Raw genomic sequence first — 17,260 nt, 5'->3', positions numbered from 1 at the left:
CTCATATTGCTTCGCAATCTGGGAGGGGGACGCCCCCAGCGCGGCGGGGCGGCCCTTGCGCGGGGGCACCGGCCTTGGCCGTGCCAGTCTCGGGCGCCGCCGGTAGTGCGCAGCGGGGTTCAGAATGGCATGCATACATGTCACACATTGTTCGTGGCATGCCAAATGCATAGCGGTGGCAACAGCAACCGTTCACCTTGACGGAGACACCCCATGCATGCCCAGATGGCCGCCTTGCCCCACCACCAGTTCGATGACCCTGCCGACATCGGCGACACCGACGGGACCTACCTGCGCCAGGCCATCGCCTGGTCGTGCACGGCGCGGGCGCGCGGCAACCGGCCTTTTGGCGCGGTGGTGATCGGCGGCGACGGCACGCTGCTGGCCGAGGCCTACTGCAACGCGACCGAGACGGGCGACTGCACGGGCCATGCCGAGACCAATGCCGTGCGCCAGCTCAGCCCGCGCCTGGGGCGCGATGCGCTGGCCCAGGCCACGCTGTATTCGTCGGCCGAGCCGTGCGTGATGTGCGCGGGCGCCATCTTCTGGTCGGGCATCGGCCGCGTGGTGTTCGGCATCGACGCGGTGCGCCTGCGCGAGTTCCGCGGGGAGCGCGCGGAGCAGCGCGATGCCGAGCTGTCGTGCCGCGACGTGTTTGCCGCCTCGCCACACGCCATCGAATGCATCGGCCCCGCCCTCATCGAAGAGGCCAGTGCACCGCATGTGGGCTTCTGGAAATCCTGAACGGCGAGAATCGGCATCCATGCCGTCCAAAGCCCCCTCAATGACCGAACCCGAAGCCGAGAGCAATGTCTCTGGCGCCCTGCTCAGCCGCTCCAAGCAGGGGCGCGAGCGCATCCTGGGTGCGATCCGCGAGGCGGCGATTGCCGAGTTCAGCCGCCATGGCTTCAAGGGCGCGTCCACCAAGGCCATTGCCGAGCGCGCGGGACTGACCAAGCCGCAGCTGCACTACTACATCGCCAGCAAGGAAGAGCTGTACGAGGAGCTGCTGTACTCGGTGCTCAACGGCTGGTCTGGCGCCTTCCAGTTCGACAGCCAGAGCGACGACCCGAAGAAGGTGCTGAGCACCTATGTGCGCAAGAAGCTCGACTACGCGCTGGACAACCCGGGGCTGTCGCGCATCTTCACCACCGAGGTGCTGGGCGGCGGGCGCAACCTGGGCCGGTACTGGCCCGTGGCCGTGAAGTCCACCCAGCAGAAGGTGGACCTGATCGACCGCTGGATCGCCGAGGGCCGCATGCGCCGGCTGGACGCGCGCCTCTTGCTCATGCAGATCTGGGGCATGACGCAGCACTACGCCGACTACGGCGTGCAGGTGCACATCATGCTGGGCCTTGCGCCCGAAGAAACCATCGACCGCGAACCCATCGTGCGCGAGCTCACCAATTTCGTGCTGCTGGGCTGCGGCCTGGCACCCGATTTCGCACCAGAGTGAACAGGCCTGCACGCTTGCGGGCGTAGCAGCAGCGCCCACACAGCGCTTTGACCCAGGGCAAGGCAGGCAACGGCCCGAAAGCCCTGCTGGCACAGCATTTGCAATAGTTTGACCAATCGATCAAATCAAGTGGTCAAACATGCAAACCCTAGCCACGGCAGCGCCCCTGCCCGCCACGGAACCGGCTTCTTTTGAACTGGTGCTTGCGCGCAGCCAGATGCGGCTGCCCGTGGAGCCCGGCGAAAGCATGGCCGATGTGCTGCAGCTCGCCGGCATCGCCATCGACACGCTGTGCGAGCAGGGCGTGTGCGGCACCTGCGCCACGCGCTGGCTGGCCGGCGCACCCGACCACCGCGACAGCTGCCTGAGCCCTGAAGAGCAGGCCACCCATGTGGCCGTGTGCTGCGCGCGCAGCCACGGGCCCACGCTCACGCTCGACCTTTGAAGAAGGAGCCCCCGCCATGCGCATCCTCGTGATCTATTGCCACCCGGTGGAGACCAGCTACAACGCGGCCCTGCACGACGAGGTGGTGCGCAACCTGCGCGCGGCCGGCCACGAGGTGGACGACTGCGACCTGTATGCCGAGGACTTCAACCCCGTGCTCAGCCGCGAGGAGCGCCTGGGCTACCACGAGGTGCCCAGCAACCGCTTGCCGGTGCAGGGCTATGTGGACCGGCTGCTGTGGGCCGAGGCGGTGGTGTTCTGCTTTCCCACCTGGTGCTTCGGCATGCCGGCCATGCTCAAGGGCTTTTTCGACCGGGTGCTGATGCCCGGCGTGGCCTTCGACATCAGCGACCCGCACAACGTCAAGCCCTCGCTCACGCACATCAAGCGCATCTCGGCCGTGGTGACCTATGGCCGCCCGCGCTGGACGGCGCTGCTCATGGGCGACCCACCGCGCAAGTCCGTCACGCGCTACATGCGCCTGCTCACGGGCGGCAAGGCGCGCGTGGACTACCACGCCTACTACCACATGAACGTGGCCACGCCACCGCGGCTCGAGGCCTTCAAGGCCCGCGTGGGCCAGGCCATGGCGCGCTTTGCGTAAGGGGTTCATCCGCATGCACGCATCCAACACCCCCGACCACATCCTCAACGCCCGCCTGCCGCGCTGGCTGCTACCCCGCACCTGGCCCGGCAGCACCGGCCAGCCCGCGCTGGCCGATGTGCACCTGGTGCAGGGCCGCGTCGAGTCCATCGCACCGCACCACCCTGCCCAGCCCCCGGCCACGGGCGCCACCTGGGACCTGGCCGGCGCGCTGGTGCTGCCCTGCCTGGTGGATGCGCACACCCATCTGGACAAGGCCTTCACCCTGCCGCGCATGGGCACGGTGAAGCCCGGCCTGCTGGGCGCCATCGAGGCCATGATGGTGGACCGCCAGGGCTGGACCGAGGCCGACATTCGCGCCCGCGCCAGCCGCGCCCTGCAATGGGCGTACGAGGCCGGCACCGTGCACCTGCGCACCCACTGCGATTGGTGGGAGCCCGATGCACAACCGCTCGCCTGGAACGTGCTGCGCAGCCTGGCGCACGAATGGGCCGGCCGCCTGCTGCTGGAGCGCGTGGCCCTGATCCCCTTGCACCTGTACACCGAACGCAGCACCGCCATGCGGCTGGCCGCCACCGTGGCCGACAGCGGCCCGGGCGCGCTGCTGGGCGGCTTCGTGCATTCGACCAACTGGGACCCACAGGCCCTGCGCCACCTGTTCGAGGCCGCGCAGCACCATGGCCTGAACGTGGACCTGCATGTGGACGAGGAACTGCACCCCGGCGCCCAGGGCCTGGCCACCACGGCCGCGCTGCTGCAAGAACTGCGCTTCGAAGGCCATGTGGTCTGCGGCCACACCTGCGCGCTGGCCGCGCAGGACGAGGCCACCGCCCTGGCCACGCTGGACGCCGTGGCGCAAAGCCCCATCACCTTGGTGACCCTGCCCATCACCAACCTGCTGCTGCAGGACGCCACCACGGGCCGCACGCCGCGCCAGCGCGGCATCACCCTCATCAAGGAGGCGCGTGCGCGCGGCATCCCGGTGCTGGTGGCCAGCGACAACATCCAGGACCCGTTCTGCCCCGTGGGCAGCCTGGACCCGCTGGAGGCCCTGGCCACCGGCGTGCTGGCGGCGCAGCTCGACGCGCCGTTCGACCGCTGGTCCGAGGCGCTGTGCCGCAGCGACTGGCTGCGCCGCGGGCCTGATGCGCTACCGCTGCAGCCCGGCATGGCGGCCGACTTGATCGTCTTCCAGCAGGCCGATGGCTGGGGGTTTCCATCGCGCACGCAGCAGCGCGTGGTGCTGCGCCAGGGCCGCGTCACCAGCGGCCATGCCAGCGCGGCGTGGCATGTGGCCAACGCCACCCCAGCCCCCTCCCCCATTCCTGACCGGAGCCTTGCATGACGACCGCTTCCACCACCCCCTCGGGCATTGCCCAGCCCCTGGCCCGCTATGCCGCCTGGCGCCGAGCGGGCGACCTGGTGTTCCTGTCCGGGATCATCGCCGTGGACCCTGCGGCCAGCCGCATCGTGCGCGGCTACGCCGACATCCCCGACGAGGCGGCCACGCTGATCGGCCGCACGGGCGAGTTCAGCAGCGACATCAAGGAGGGGCCCATCCTGGCGCAGAGCTGGTATGTGCTCGACCGCATCCGCCTGACCATCGAGGCCGCGGGCGGCCAGATGTCCGACGTGTTCAAGCTGGTGCAGTACTTCAAGCACCTGGACCACTTCCCCCAGTACAGCCGCGTGCGCAAACTGTTCTTCCCGGGCGAGCCGCCGGCCTCCACCGTGGTGGAGGTCACCGGCATGCTGCCCACGGCCGACATCCTGATCGAGGTGGAAGCGACTGCCTACCTCCCCTTGCGCTGACCTCCACATCCCCCTTCACGAAAGACCCGCCCCATGCTGCACGGCTACACCCCGCCCCACCGCTACCTGCCCTACCTGAGCTGGACCGAGATCGTCGACCTGCCGGACAAGGAGAACACCGTGATCGTGCTGCCCACGGGCGCCACCGAGCAGCACGGCCCGCACCTGCCCTGCGCGGTGGACACGGTGATCAGCGCGGGCGTGGTGGGCCATGCCCTGGCGCGCCTGCCGGCCGAGGTGCCGGCCTTTGCCATGGCGCCCATCACCTACGGCAAGTCGGAGGAGCACCTGCACTTTCCGGGCACGGTCACCTTGAGCGGCGAGACCCTGCTGGCCACCATGAACGAGGTGGGCGAGTCGGTCTACCGCGCGGGCTTTCGCAAGCTGCTGTTCGTCAACGGCCACGGCGGCCAGCCGCAGGTGATGGAGATGTGCGCGCGCGAGCTGCGCCTGCGCCATGGCGACTTCATCGTGGTGCCCAGCTTCACCTGGCGCGTGCCGCACGTGGCGGGCAAGTACCTGTCGGAGCAGGAGAAGAAGCTGGCCATGCACGCCGGCCATGCCGAGACGGCGCTGATGCTGGCCCTGGCGCCCGATACCGTGCACATGGAGCGCGCGGTGGTGAACTACCCGCCCGTGTTCGGCTCGCCCCTTCTGTCGCCCGACGGCCGCCCCGCCTGCGCCTGGAGCGCGCGCGACTTCGGGCCCAGCGGCATCATCGGCGACCCGCTGCCGGCCACGGCCGAGCAGGGCCACGCCATCCTCGACTCGCTGGCCGTGAGCTGGGCCGCCGCCATCACCGAGCTGCACCAGCTGCGCTGGGCCGCCCGCCCCGAAGCCACCTGGGGCCGCGCCAACCACACGGGCCATGTGGAGAGCTCCACCGCCCTGGCTTGAAACCTGCGAACGCAGCCGCATCCATCCCCCCTTTTCGTCCCTGTTCCCCCTCCACCACCTACCGGAGCACTGCCATGATGAAGAAGACCGCCTCCAACCTTTCCAAACTTGGTGCAGCCGCGCTGCTCGCTGTTGGTGCCGCCGGCACCATGCAGGCCCACGCGCAGGAAAAGTTCACCTACATGACCAACTGGTACGCGCAGGCCGAGCACGGCGGCTTCTACCAGGCGGTGGCCACCGGCCTGTACAAGAAATACGGCCTGGACGTGACCATCAAGATGGGCGGACCGCAGGTCAACATCGTGCAGATGATGGCAGCCGGCCAGGCCGAGTGCGTGATGGGGTCGAGCGACCTGCAGATGATCCAGATGCGCGAAGGCGGCGTGCCCGTGACCACGGTGGCGGCCGTCTTCCAGAAAGATCCGCAGGTGCTCATCGCGCACGACGACGTGAAGAAGTTCGAGGACCTCAAGGGCAAGACCATCCTCATCGCCTCGTCGGCCCAGCGCGGCTACTGGCCCTGGCTGAAGGCCAAGTACGGCTTCAACGATGCGCAGACGCGGCCCTATACCTTCAACATCCAGCCCTTCGTGGCCGACAAGAACACCGCCCAGCAGGGCTACCTGACGTCCGAGCCCTTCGCCATCGCCAAGGCCGGCGTGAAGGCCAACACCCTGATGTTCAGCGACCAGGGCTACCCCGCCTACGCCACCACGGTGAGCTGCATGGACAAGACCGTCAAGGAGCGCGGCACCGCCGTCGCCTCGTTCGTGAAGGCCACCATGGAAGGCTGGAAGAGCTACCTGGCCGACCCGGCCCCGGCCAACGCCCTGATCAAGAAGGACAACCCGAACATGACCGATGAGCAGCTGGCCTACAGCGTGGCCAAGCTCAAGGAGATGGGCATGGTGACCGGTGGTGACGCGGCCAGCATGGGCATCGGCGTGATGACCGATGCGCGCGCCAAGGCGAGCTACGACTTCCTGGTGGAGGCCAAGCTGATCGACCCGGCCAAGGTGAAGCTGGCCGATACCTACAGCACCGCCTTCGTCAAGGACCTCAAGGTTCTTCCGTAAGCCCGCCCTGCCCTGAAACAGCGGCCCCGGCCCCGCGCGCAGCGGGGCGGGCCGCATCCATCGAAAGGCGACCCCATGCAGTCCGCTGAGCCCACCCCCGCCGACCCGGCAACGACCCACCGCCCCACGCCCGCCGTGCAGGTGCTGTCGGCCGAGAAGACCTACCCCAACGGCACGCAGGCCCTGCTGCCGGTGGACCTGACCATCGAAGAAGGCGAGTTCGTCACCCTGCTCGGCCCCTCGGGCTGCGGCAAGAGCACGCTGCTCAAGATGGTGGCCGGCCTGCTGGAGCCCACCGATGGCCGGCTTCAGCTGTGGCACAAGCCCGTGACCCAGCTCGACGAAAGCGGCAAGAAGATGGCCTTTGTCTTCCAGTCGCCCACGCTCATGCCCTGGGCCAGCGTGCAGACCAATGTGCGCCTGCCGCTGGACCTGGCCGGTGTGCCGCGCCAGGAGGCCGACGGCCGCGTGGCCGAGGCCCTGTCCCTGGTGGGCCTATCGAAGTTTGCCAATGCGCTGCCGCGCGCCCTGTCGGGCGGCATGCAGATGCGCGTGTCCATTGCGCGCGGCCTGGTGACCCAGCCTGACCTGTTGCTGATGGACGAGCCCTTCGGTGCGCTCGACGAAATCACGCGCCACAAGCTCGATGCGGACCTGCTGGACCTGTGGCGCAAGAAGAAGCTGACGGTGATCTTCGTGACGCACTCGATCCACGAGGCGGTGTTCCTGTCGAGCCGCGTGGTGATGATGGCCGCGCGCCCCGGCCGCGTGGTGGAGGAGTTCCGCATAGCCGCGCCCTACCCGCGCACGGCGGACTTCATGGTCTCACCCGAATTCAGCCGCTATGCCAAGCAGCTGCAGGACAGCCTGCTGCGCGCCAGCGCCGACACCGAGGAGACCGCAGCATGAGCACCCCTTACCCTACTGCACCTGCAGCGCCCGCACCGGCAGAGCGCAGCGCGCAACCCGCCCGAGCCAAGGCGCCCAAGCCCGTCGCAGCGCGCGTTCCCCTCATGGCCCAACCGCGCGTGCAGCGCGTGGTCTACCCGCTGCTCGTAGGCCTGGTGCTCATCGCACTGTGGCAGGGCCTGGTCACGGCCATGGAGCTGCCGCCCTACCTGGTGCCCTCACCTTTGCTCATGCTCAAGACGCTGTTCACCGACTGGGCGGCCCTGGGCGGATCGCTCTGGGTCACCGTCAAGATCACCGTGCTGGCCTTTGCTGTGGCCACGGTGGCGGGGGTGCTGATCTCGTTTCTGTTCGTGCAGAGCAAGCGCATCGAGACAGCGCTGTTCCCGTACGCGGTGCTGCTGCAGGTCACGCCCATCGTGGCCGTGGCGCCGCTCATCATCATCTGGGTGAAGGACCCGACCGCGTCGATGGTGATCTGCGCTGCGCTGGTGGCGCTGTTCCCAATCATCAGCAACACCACGCTGGGCCTGCGCAGCGTGGAGCCGGACCTGCAAAGCTATTTCAAGCTCAACCGCGCCACGCGCATGCAGACCCTGCTGCGCCTACGCATACCGAGTGCGCTGCCCTACTTCTTCGGCGGGCTGCGCATATCGAGCGGGCTGGCACTGATCGGTGCCGTGGTGGCCGAGTTCGTGGCCGGCACCGGCGGCCAGGGCGCGGGCCTGGCGTACCAGATTTTGCAGGCAGGCTTTCAACTCAACATCCCGCGCATGTTCGCCGCGCTGCTGCTGATATCGCTGACCGGCGTGGCGCTGTTCGCTCTGATGGCCTGGGGCACCCGCTTGGCCCTGGGCAGCTGGCACGCCAGCGAAAACTCGCACGACTGATCCGCAATTAGCACCACACTCATTTTCGACACCGCGCACGCGTGGTGGGGGCCGCGCTTTGCCTGCCACCACCCGCCGCACCGACAGGAGAGACAGACATGACCACCCTCACCGCCCACCAACTGCCCGAGCTGCTGCCCGGCCTGGACTGGATTGCCGACCCGCTGCGCGTGGGCCGCCTGTCGCAGGACTTTGCCTGGTTCAGCCCCGTGCTCAAGCGCGACCTGGCCGGCAAGCGCGGCGACGTGGCCGTGCGCCCGCGCACCGAGGACGAGATCCGCCAGGTGGTGGCGGCTTGCGCACAGGCGCAGATCCCTCTCACCGTGCGCGGCAGCGGCACCGGCAACTACGGGCAGAGCACGCCGCTGCATGGCGGGGTGATTCTGGACCTGTCGGGCTACAACGGCTTTGGCTGGGTGCGTGGCGGCGTGGGCCGGGCGCAGGCGGGCATCCGCCTGTCGGACTTCGACGCGCAGGCCAAGCCCCTGGGGCAGGAGCTGCGCTGGCTGCCCTCCACCTACCGCAGCGCCACGCTGGGCGGGCTGTTCGGCGGCGGCTTTGGCGGGGCCGGGTCGATCAACCACGGCCCGCTGGCCGCCCCTGGCAACGTGCTGGCGGTGCGTGCCATGACGGTGGAGCCCGAGCCCCAGGTCATCGAGCTGCGCGGCCCCGAGGCCATGCTGCTGCACCACACCTACGGTACCAACGGCATCGTGCTGGAGCTGGAGGTGGCGCTGACCCCCACGGTGGCGTGGACGGAATGCATCGTCACCTTCACCGAGTTCGACGCCGCGCTGGAGTTTGCCGACCGCTTTGGCGCCGCGCCGGGGCTGGAGAAAAAGGAGGTGTGCTTTCTGGCCGCGCCCATCCCGGCCTACTTCACCAGCCTGGCCGAGCACCTGCCCGCGGGTTGCCACGCGGTGATGCTGCTGGTGGCCCCGCACTCCGAAGACGGCATGCGCGACATGGCCACCCGATACGGCGGCAACGTCGGCTACCGCAAGACCGCCGACGAGGTGGAAAAGAGCCACAAGACGCTGCTCGAATACACCTGGAACCACACCACCCTGCACGCGCTGAAGGTGGACAAGACGCTCACCTACATCCAGAGCGGCTTCAACCCCGCCACCCGGCTGGAGCAGGTGAAGGCGCTGGAGAAGGCCCTGGGCGGCGAGGTGATGATGCACCTGGAGTTTCTGCGCACCAAGGAAGGCGCCTTCAACTGCAGCGGGCTGCAGATCATCCGCTACAGCACCGAGGAGCGCCTGAACCAGATCATGCAGATCTACCGCGACCATGGCGTGCAGATCAACAACCCGCACGTCTACATCGTGGAAGACGGCAAGCAGAACAACCTGGACCCCGCCGTGGTGGGCATCAAGCAGCGCTTCGATCCACAGGGCCTGCTCAACCCCGGCAAGCTGCGCAGCTGGGTACCTCCTGTAGCCAAGGTGGCTTAGTGCCCTGCGGATTTGCCTTCAACCAGCTAGCGTCGTTGGGGAGCCTTGCCGTGCAAAAGCACTGTCTGCGGCTCCCCGCCTAGCTATCCGGCTGAACGCGATCCTTCAAAGCCGCCGTGCAAAAAGTCGCAGAGGCATAATCAGCTATTCATTTAATAGCAGCCGCGCAGCTCGGCAGTGATTCATCCATGTCCTGGCACGCCCGCCTGCAGCTCGACTACACCGTTGAAGAACCGAACGCCCGCACCGTGGCACGGTACGAGCACAACGGCCCGCTGCGCATCCTGCAAAGCCTGTACCCCGAGGGCGATGGCATCTGCCACAACGTGCTGGTGCACCCGCCCGGCGGCCTGGTGGGCGGCGACACGCTGGACATCACCGCCACCGTGGGCCCGGGCGCGCACGGCCTGGTGACCACGCCGGGCGCCACGCGCTTTTACCGCTCCACCGGCCCTCTGGCGCTGCAGCGCAGCCACCTGACGCTGGCCGAGGGCGCGCGCCTGGAATGGCTGCCGCTGGAGGCCCTGTGCTACAGCGCCTGCAATGCCGAGAACCACCTCACTCTGAACCTGGCGCCTGGCGCCGAATGCATGGGCTGGGACGTGACCGCCCTGGGCCTGCCCCATGCCGAGCAGCCCTTTGTGCAGGGCCGCTTCGTGCAGCACCTCACCGTGCCCGGCCTGTGGCTGGAGCGCGGCGTGATCGACGCCGCCGACGAGCGCCTGCTGCAAAGCCCGCTGGGCCTGGCCGGCCAGCGCTGCATGGCGAGCATGTTTTTTGCCGCCGGCAGCGCGCTGGAGCGCAACCGCCGCGACGCCGCACTGGACGCTGCGCGCGCAGTGATGGATGCGCACCCCACCCTGACCGCCACCGCAGGCGCCACCAGCCCCAACGCGCAGATGGTGGTGGTGCGCGTGCTGGCCCCGCAGGTGGAGCCGGCGATGAAGCTGCTCAAGGCCGTGCGCGTGGCCTGGCGCGAGCAGATGTGGGCGCTGCAGGGCGAGACGCCGCGCATCTGGGCGATGTAGCCCCACTCGACACACCCCACACAGGAGCCATTCGCCATGTCTACACCGCAACGCAGCGCGGCCACGCGCCACTTCTCGGGCACCTACGCCGAAGCCCGCACCAAGTTCCTCGAAGCCGCGGCGCACAGCGGCGCGGCCATCGAGTCCTTTATGCACCCGGACCACCGGGGTGCGCTGGGCGAAGAGCTGGCCACCGACGTGGCGCTGGTCGGCGCCATCGGTGCGCAAAAGATCCTGCTTGTGACCTCGGGCACGCATGGGCCCGAGGGCTTCTGCGGCTCGGGCACGCAGGTCGCCACGCTCCACGATGCCGACCTGCTCGCGCGGCTCGAACAGGCCGGCGTGGCACTGCTGCTGGTGCATGCGGTCAACCCGCACGGGTTCTCGCACCTGCACCGCACCAACGAAGACAACATCGACCTGAACCGCAACCACATCGACTTCAGCGCGCCGCTGCCGGTGAACACGGCGTATGCCGAGGTCGAGCCGCTGGTGCTGCCCGCCACCTGGCCACCCACACCCGCCGACGATGCGGCTGTGGACGCCTACGTTGCCCAGCATGGCCTCGCCGCCTTCCGCAATGCCGTGTTCAAGGGCCAGTACACCTCGCCCGACGGCTTGTTCTACGGCGGCACCGCGCCGTCGTGGAGCAACAAGACCATTCGCTCCATTCTGCGCAAATACGCGGCATCGGCCACGCACCTGGGCTGGATCGACGTGCACACGGGCCTGGGGCCCTACGGCCACGGCGAGAAGATCTACCCCGGCCGCAACACGCCCGAAGACCTGGCGCTGGCCCAATCCTGGTGGGGCGCCGACGTGTTCTCGCCCTTCTCCGGCGATTCGGCCTCGGCCGACGTGTCGGGCCCGGTGGTGACCACCGCTTTCGACGAATGTCCCAACGCCCGCATCGCCCCCATGGGCCTGGAGTTTGGCACCCTGCCCGAGGCGGACATGCTGCTGCGCCTGCGCGCAGACACCTGGCTGCGCCGCCACCCCGAGGCACCAGCCGCGCAGCAGCGCGAGATCCGCACCCAGCTGCGTGATGCGTTCTACTGCGACAACGAGGAGTGGAAGGGCATGGTGCTGGGGCAGACGCGGGTGGTGTTGCTGCAGACCCTGCAGGGGTTGCGCAAGGTCTGAGGGGTTGGCGAGCGCAGCCCTGCGCCAGACCCAGCGTGCGGGCGCGGCTGTGACGACAAATGGAGCATCCTTGTCATGCCGCACCTGGAGATGCCCCGCCCGGCACCATGAGGTCGCATTGTCTGCGGCTTGACATTACCCCACTTCGCCGATCCCTGAGAGGGTACACATTATTGAATGGTTCCAAAAATTCCAAGAAAAGACACGTATTTTTATTTTCATAAAAAAATTTTCTTGGCATTGTTTCCTATCGACATCAGTTCTTATGAACAGCCTCGAAAGAATAACCGTCAGGATCAAAGACGTCGGCGGCGTAATAACCCGGATAGTATTCAATCCTGGCGCGGGGTGAAATATTTTCCTTCGCCCCAGCCGCGATAGATGCCTTGTAAAACGCATCGACCACGTCATTGCTTTCGGCTACAAATCCCAAGTGGATTGCCTCTGGGTGGGGCTTTCCATGCTTTAGCCAGAAAAAGATATTCTTGCCGGTTCCGAAACCCCAGAGGTCTGGGTGTCCGTCACTTCCCTTGTAGGGCGCGAGGAACTTGATGGAGAGAGGTTTCAGGGCCGCCTCGTAGAACGCGACCGACACTTCGATGTTGCTGACAGTAAGGATGGCATGGTCTAGCATTTCGTTCCTTTTGGGGTATTCGACAATTGGTTGGATTTGGTCAGTCACTGTACTTCAGTGAATTCTTTTGCACAAGGACGCACAGATATGTCAGCAGCTAACATAGAAGTATGTATGAAAAATAAACCCTCGAACGATAATGAAACGCCTGTTCTGCTATGCGGACATGAGGATCCGGTAGCCTTTCGCGAGCTGCTGACAAAGGTTGGCGACAAGTGGAGTATTTTTTCTTTACTCGCGCTATCGATGCTGCCTGGCGGTAGAGCCCGGTTCTCGGAACTGATGAAAGCCATTGGCAGCATTTCCGAGAAAATGCTCGCCCAGACTCTTCGAAGCCTGGAACGAGACGGACTGGTGCTCAGAGAAGTCTTCGCTGAGGTCCCGCCCCGGGTCGAGTACGAATTGACGGGGATGGGGCTCAGTTTGCTGCCTGCCTTACAAGGCTTGGTCGACTGGGTAGCGCATAACTCGCAGCATGTTGAACACGCAAGGAGTCGATTCGATGCGCGAAAGCCAACCGCCACCTAGTACTGTCGGTCGGCCAGCAAGCGCCAAGTTGTGTGGAAGGCCAGAGTCCACTTGGCATAGCTTGGCGCACGCCGCAAACGCACGCGCAAGGCTTGTGAGGCGCATTGCGCGCGCCGCCCGTTGCCCCCAACTACCGCAGATTCACTGGGAGGGAGTCGCCACCGCGCCGGGCGAGAGCTTTTCTGCCAGCAGATTCGCGGTAAACCGCAGACGGTCAATGTCCGCCCCCGGATGCACGTCCCGGCTGAAGCAGCACAAAGTGCCGTACACCTGTCCGTCGGCCAGGCGCACGGGGGTGCTCAGGTGGGTGCCGATGGTGAAGCCGGGATCGGGCATCTTACCGGCAGCGACCAGCGGCGCTGCGTCATCGATCTTCTCGGGCAAGCGGCCTTCGACGACATACTGGCACCAGCTTTCTTCGGCCGGGTCGGACATGCCCGCCACGACGGGCGCAAAATCGGGCGCGCTGTCCACGGCTTTGAAGGTGCGGCGACCGTCTGCGATCTGCGAGACGAAGGCCACGTCCATGCCCAGGCGTTTGCGCAGCAGTTTCAGCACCGCTGGCACCACTTCGGGAAGTTCGTGATCGGCAGAGTCACTGGTGGCGACCAGCATTTCAGAAATGGTGACGTCCAAGTCGTCGGGGTGGTAGTCGAACATGTGCATACCTGCCAGTCTAAATCGCGACTCAGCAGGCTGCCGTAAGCAAAAGTCTGTTGCGTATCGAATCACACATGACCGAGAGATGGCGCTGCGCATGAAGAGCGGACGGCCTGGTTACCGCCATCCCCTTTCACCCGCGAGCCGCCAACTCCGATCAGGTGGCCATCATTGCGGCATCACGCCGTCGTCGCCGCCGCCGCAGGCACCTTCAACAACCCATCGGCCTTGAACATGGCCCGAATGCCGCGCACGGCCTGGCGGATGCGGGCCTCGTTCTCGATAAGGGCAAAGCGCACGTACTCGTCGCCCTGGTCGCCGAAGCCAATGCCGGGGGATACGCAGACCTTGGCCTTGTCGAGCAACTGGCGGGCGAATTCGAGCGAGCCCAGGGCGCGGTAGGGCTCGGGGATGCGGGCCCAGATGTACATGCTGGCCTTGGGGCAGTCCACGGCCCAGCCGGCTTCGGTGAGGCCTTTGTACAGCACGTCGCGGCGGCGCTGGTACTGGGCGGCGATGTCTTTCACGCACTGCTGGTCGCCCTCGAGCGCGGCGATGGCTGCGACCTGCAGGGGGGTGAAGGTGCCGTAGTCGTGGTAGCTCTTGATGCGGGCGAGCGCGGCCACGAGGTCGGGGTTGCCGACCATGAAGCCCACGCGCCAGCCGGCCATGTTGTAGCTCTTGGACAGGGTGAAGAACTCCACCGCCACGTCCTTGGCGCCGGGCACTTCCATGATGCTGGGGGCGCGGTAGCCGTCGTACACGATGTCGGCGTAGGCCAGGTCGTGCACCACCAGGATGTCGTGCTTCTTGGCCAGCGCGATCACGCGCTCAAAGAACGACAGCTCCACGCACTGCGCCGTGGGGTTGCTCGGGAAGCCGAAGATCATCATCTTGGGCTTGGGGTAGCTGCCGCGGATGGCTTTTTCGAGCTCGGCAAAAAAGTCCACGTCGGGCGCCACGGGCACGCTGCGGATGTCGGCACCGGCGATCACCGCGCCGTAGATGTGGATGGGGTAGCTCGGGTCGGGCACGAGCACGGTGTCGCCCCGGTCCAGCGTGGCCAGCATCAGGTGGGCCAGGCCCTCCTTGGAGCCGATGGTGACGATGGCCTCGGTGTCGGGGTTGATGTCCACCGCATAGCGGTCCTTGTACCAGTGGCTGATGGCGCGGCGCAGGCGCGGGATGCCCTTGCTGGCGGAGTAGCCGTGGGTGTCGGGCCGCTGGGCCACCTCGGTGAGCTTGGCCACGATGTGCGGCGGGGTCGCGCCATCGGGGTTGCCCATGCTCATGTCGATGATGTCCTCGCCACGGCGGCGGGCAGCCAGCTTGAGCTCGGCCGTGATGTTGAAGACGTAGGGGGGGAGGCGATCGATGCGCGCAAAGCGGCGCTTGCCCTGAGAAGCAGACATGCTGGTGAACTTTCACGTAAGCGCCCGGAACCGTCCGAGCGACGTGGCCAACAATGGGGTTGGCCCGCGTTCACTGTAACGCAGAACGCGGTGGCCGGTCTGCAGAGGGCGGCGCTGTAGCGCCGCCGCTACGCTCAGGCCTTGAGGCCCGCCGTGGCGCGCTGCGTGTTCCGCTCGCTGCCCATCGACCACGCGAAGATGCCCACGCCGCAGATGCCCAGCACCACGCCCACCCAGCCGGTGGACGTCCAGCCCAGGCCGGCCGCGATGGACACACCGCCGAGCCAGGCGCCCAGCGCGTTGGCGGCGTTGAAGGCCGAGTGGTTGAGCGCTGCGGCCAGGGTCTGCGCATCGCCGGCCACGTCCATCAGGCGGATCTGCAGCGCAGGGCCGATGGCGACCAGTGTGCCCAGGAAGAAGGTGGCCAGCGCGGCGCTGACCGGGTGGTGTGCGGCGGGCACGAACAGCGCGAGCACCACGATGGACCACAGCAGCACCTTGCCGATGGCGGGCATGAGGGCCTTGTCGGCCATGCGCGAACCGACGATGTTGCCCGCCACCATGCCCAAGCCGAACAGCGAGAGCACGAAGGGCACATAGGCGGGCGAGAGGCCGGCCACTTCGAGCAGCGTGGGCTTGATGTAGCTGAACACGGCGAACATGCCGCCAAAGCCGATGGCGCCGATGCCCAGGGTGAACCACACCTGCTTGCGCGCCAGGGCGCCCAGTTCGCGCAGCGGGCTGGCACCGTGCGATGCCGGCATGTCGGGCACCCACAGGCGCACCATGACCACGGCGGCCACGGCGATGAGCCCCACGAAGACGAAGGCCGCGCGCCAGCCGAAGTACTCGCCCAGCGCCGCCGCAATGGGCACGCCCACCAGGGTGGCCGTGGTCAGCCCCAGCATGACCCAGCCCACGGCGCGCGCGCGGCGCCCGGGCGGCGCCAGGGCCGCGGCCACGAGGGCGGCCACGCCGAAGTAGGTGCCGTGCGGCAGGCCGGTGAACAGGCGCATGGCGCTGAGCGACAGGTAGCCCGGCGCCAGGGCCGATGCGAAGTTGCCCAGCGCATACACCACCATCAGCGCCATCAGCAGCGCACGCCGGCCCCAGTTGGCGCACAGCACGGCCAGCACCGGGGCGCCGACCACCACGCCCAGCGCATAGGCGCTGATGACGTGGCCGGCCTGCGGGATGGTGACCCCGATGTCGCGCGCCACCTCGGGCAGCAGGCCCATGATGACGAATTCGCCCGTGCCGATGGAAAAGCCGCCGACCCCGAGGGCCAGCACGGCGCGCACCAGGGTGCGGTCGTCGGTGGGGGTGTGGGCGATGGGCGACGACGTGGGGGACAGGGGCGCGGTCATGGCGGCAGCAGCAACAGGGCAGCACTGCATTGCACGCGATGGCGCAGCGCAGGACATGCAGGGTGTGGAGAAGAAACGGAGTTACGGGGGTAAACCCGAATTCTGTAACCATAGCATGCCTGGCCAAAACGCGCTGGCGGCGGGCCTGCTACGCTTTGGCCTTCGTTCCCAACCAAGGCCAGCGAATGACCACACCACCGAGCACCGCAGACGAGCTTGCCAGCACCGTGAAGGTATTGGCCTTCGACATCTTTGGCACCGTGGTGGACTGGCACGGCAGCATCGTGCGCGAGATGCAGGCGCTGTACCCTTCCGTGGATGGTGATGCCTTCGCCATCGCCTGGCGCAGCGGCTACCAGCCGGCCATGGCGCGCGTGATGCGCGGCGAGCAGGGCTGGACGCGCATCGACGCGCTGCACCGCGGCATCCTCGACGAGATACTGCCGAAATTCGGTCTGGCCTACCTCACCGAGGCCGAGCGCTGGCACCTGAACCATGTGTGGCAGCGGCTGGACCCTTGGGCCGACAGCGTGGCCGGGCTCACGCGGCTCAAGCAGCGCTTCACCATTACCAGCCTGTCGAACGGCAACATCAGCCTTCTGACCCACATGGCCAAGCGCGCGGGCCTGCCGTGGGACTGCGTGCTCAGCGCCGAGGTGTTCCGCGCGTACAAGCCCCACCCGGACACCTACCTGGGCGTGGCGCGCATCTTCGACCTGGAGCCCGCCCAGGTGGCACTGGTGGCCACCCACCACGACGACCTGGAGGCTGCGCGCGCCTGCGGGCTGCGCACCATCTATGTGGAGCGGCCCCTGGAACTGGGCGCTACCCGCCCCAAGGACTGCACTCCGCAGCCAGGCAATGACCTGCACACCCGCGATATCGTGGACGCAGCCCAGCGGCTGGGCTGCTGAGCGCCTGATCCAGCCCTGACAGCGG

The 17,260-nt window shown here is 67.2% G+C and carries 19 protein-coding genes; 15 read left to right on the top strand and 4 right to left on the bottom strand.

Annotation, left to right across the window (positions count from 1 at the left end):
- Window positions 1-225 precede the first annotated feature (225 nt).
- The 13 genes from PMI14_RS24080 (at window position 226) to PMI14_RS24020 (ending at window position 11,720) form a co-directional block, all read left to right on the top strand.
- Window positions 226-744, top strand: coding sequence for a nucleoside deaminase (locus PMI14_RS24080; protein WP_052024480.1), 519 nt, complete (start codon window positions 226-228; stop codon window positions 742-744).
- Between the two features lie 40 nt (window positions 745-784).
- Complete coding sequence (locus PMI14_RS24075) at window positions 785-1,456, top strand: TetR/AcrR family transcriptional regulator (RefSeq protein WP_052024479.1); 672 nt, start codon at window positions 785-787, stop codon at window positions 1,454-1,456.
- A gap of 139 nt (window positions 1,457-1,595) precedes the next feature.
- On the top strand, window positions 1,596-1,901 hold the full coding sequence (locus tag PMI14_RS24070; protein WP_007858204.1) for a 2Fe-2S iron-sulfur cluster binding domain-containing protein: 306 nt from the start codon (window positions 1,596-1,598) through the stop codon (window positions 1,899-1,901).
- 16 nt (window positions 1,902-1,917) lie between these two features.
- Window positions 1,918-2,505 (top strand): NAD(P)H-dependent oxidoreductase, encoded by a 588-nt coding sequence (locus tag PMI14_RS24065; protein ID WP_007858203.1) that lies wholly within the window; start codon window positions 1,918-1,920, stop codon window positions 2,503-2,505.
- Window positions 2,506-2,518: 13 nt separating this feature from the next.
- Window positions 2,519-3,850, top strand: a complete 1,332-nt coding sequence (locus PMI14_RS24060; protein ID WP_007858202.1) for an amidohydrolase family protein — start codon at window positions 2,519-2,521, stop codon at window positions 3,848-3,850.
- Complete coding sequence (locus PMI14_RS24055; protein ID WP_007858201.1) at window positions 3,847-4,317, top strand: RidA family protein; 471 nt, start codon at window positions 3,847-3,849, stop codon at window positions 4,315-4,317. Before PMI14_RS24060 ends, PMI14_RS24055 begins: the two co-directional genes overlap by 4 nt.
- A gap of 33 nt (window positions 4,318-4,350) precedes the next feature.
- Window positions 4,351-5,214 (top strand): creatininase family protein, encoded by an 864-nt coding sequence (locus tag PMI14_RS24050; protein ID WP_007858200.1) that lies wholly within the window; start codon window positions 4,351-4,353, stop codon window positions 5,212-5,214.
- Between the two features lie 77 nt (window positions 5,215-5,291).
- Window positions 5,292-6,290: an ABC transporter substrate-binding protein gene (locus tag PMI14_RS24045; RefSeq protein WP_035205469.1), complete on the top strand. Its 999-nt coding sequence runs from the start codon at window positions 5,292-5,294 to the stop codon at window positions 6,288-6,290.
- Between the two features lie 75 nt (window positions 6,291-6,365).
- Window positions 6,366-7,199, top strand: coding sequence for an ABC transporter ATP-binding protein (locus tag PMI14_RS24040; RefSeq protein WP_007858197.1), 834 nt, complete (start codon window positions 6,366-6,368; stop codon window positions 7,197-7,199).
- Window positions 7,196-8,089: an ABC transporter permease gene (locus tag PMI14_RS24035; protein WP_007858195.1), complete on the top strand. Its 894-nt coding sequence runs from the start codon at window positions 7,196-7,198 to the stop codon at window positions 8,087-8,089. Before PMI14_RS24040 ends, PMI14_RS24035 begins: the two co-directional genes overlap by 4 nt.
- Window positions 8,090-8,187: 98 nt before the next feature.
- Entirely contained in the window at window positions 8,188-9,549 is a 1,362-nt protein-coding gene (locus PMI14_RS24030) for an FAD-binding oxidoreductase (RefSeq protein ID WP_007858194.1), read from the top strand.
- 188 nt (window positions 9,550-9,737) lie between these two features.
- Window positions 9,738-10,577 (top strand): urease accessory protein UreD, encoded by an 840-nt coding sequence (locus tag PMI14_RS24025; RefSeq protein WP_007858193.1) that lies wholly within the window; start codon window positions 9,738-9,740, stop codon window positions 10,575-10,577.
- 36 nt (window positions 10,578-10,613) lie between these two features.
- The gene (locus PMI14_RS24020) at window positions 10,614-11,720 is read left to right on the top strand and encodes a M14 family metallopeptidase (RefSeq protein ID WP_007858192.1); all 1,107 of its coding nucleotides are present in this window, start codon (window positions 10,614-10,616) and stop codon (window positions 11,718-11,720) included.
- A 256-nt stretch (window positions 11,721-11,976) separates the two neighbouring features.
- Here PMI14_RS24020 and PMI14_RS24015 read toward each other — a convergent pair whose 3' ends face one another.
- Complete coding sequence (locus tag PMI14_RS24015) at window positions 11,977-12,402, bottom strand: VOC family protein (RefSeq protein ID WP_238541896.1); 426 nt, start codon at window positions 12,400-12,402, stop codon at window positions 11,977-11,979.
- Window positions 12,403-12,468: 66 nt separating this feature from the next.
- Here PMI14_RS24015 and PMI14_RS34380 point away from each other — a divergent pair, with 66 nt between their 5' ends.
- The gene (locus PMI14_RS34380; protein ID WP_081497384.1) at window positions 12,469-12,882 is read left to right on the top strand and encodes a helix-turn-helix domain-containing protein; all 414 of its coding nucleotides are present in this window, start codon (window positions 12,469-12,471) and stop codon (window positions 12,880-12,882) included.
- A gap of 141 nt (window positions 12,883-13,023) precedes the next feature.
- Here the strand turns inward: PMI14_RS34380 and PMI14_RS24010 are convergent, their stop codons facing one another.
- From PMI14_RS24010 to PMI14_RS24000, 3 genes are all read right to left on the bottom strand, one after another.
- Window positions 13,024-13,542: a GAF domain-containing protein gene (locus PMI14_RS24010; RefSeq protein ID WP_007858190.1), complete on the bottom strand. Its 519-nt coding sequence runs from the start codon at window positions 13,540-13,542 to the stop codon at window positions 13,024-13,026.
- Between the two features lie 179 nt (window positions 13,543-13,721).
- A complete protein-coding gene (alaC, locus tag PMI14_RS24005; protein WP_007858189.1) occupies window positions 13,722-14,954 on the bottom strand; it encodes an alanine transaminase in 1,233 nt (410 codons plus the stop codon).
- A 134-nt stretch (window positions 14,955-15,088) separates the two neighbouring features.
- On the bottom strand, window positions 15,089-16,321 hold the full coding sequence (locus PMI14_RS24000; RefSeq protein ID WP_007858188.1) for an MFS transporter: 1,233 nt from the start codon (window positions 16,319-16,321) through the stop codon (window positions 15,089-15,091).
- A gap of 185 nt (window positions 16,322-16,506) precedes the next feature.
- Between PMI14_RS24000 and PMI14_RS23995 the strand changes: the two genes are divergently transcribed.
- Window positions 16,507-17,235 (top strand): haloacid dehalogenase type II, encoded by a 729-nt coding sequence (locus tag PMI14_RS23995; RefSeq protein ID WP_007858187.1) that lies wholly within the window; start codon window positions 16,507-16,509, stop codon window positions 17,233-17,235.
- Window positions 17,236-17,260: the final 25 nt, after the last annotated feature.

The organism is Acidovorax sp. CF316 (assembly GCF_000276605.1).
Taxonomy (GTDB): Bacteria; Pseudomonadota; Gammaproteobacteria; order Burkholderiales; family Burkholderiaceae_C; genus Acidovorax.
This window is presented reverse-complemented; position numbering and strand designations above follow the sequence as displayed.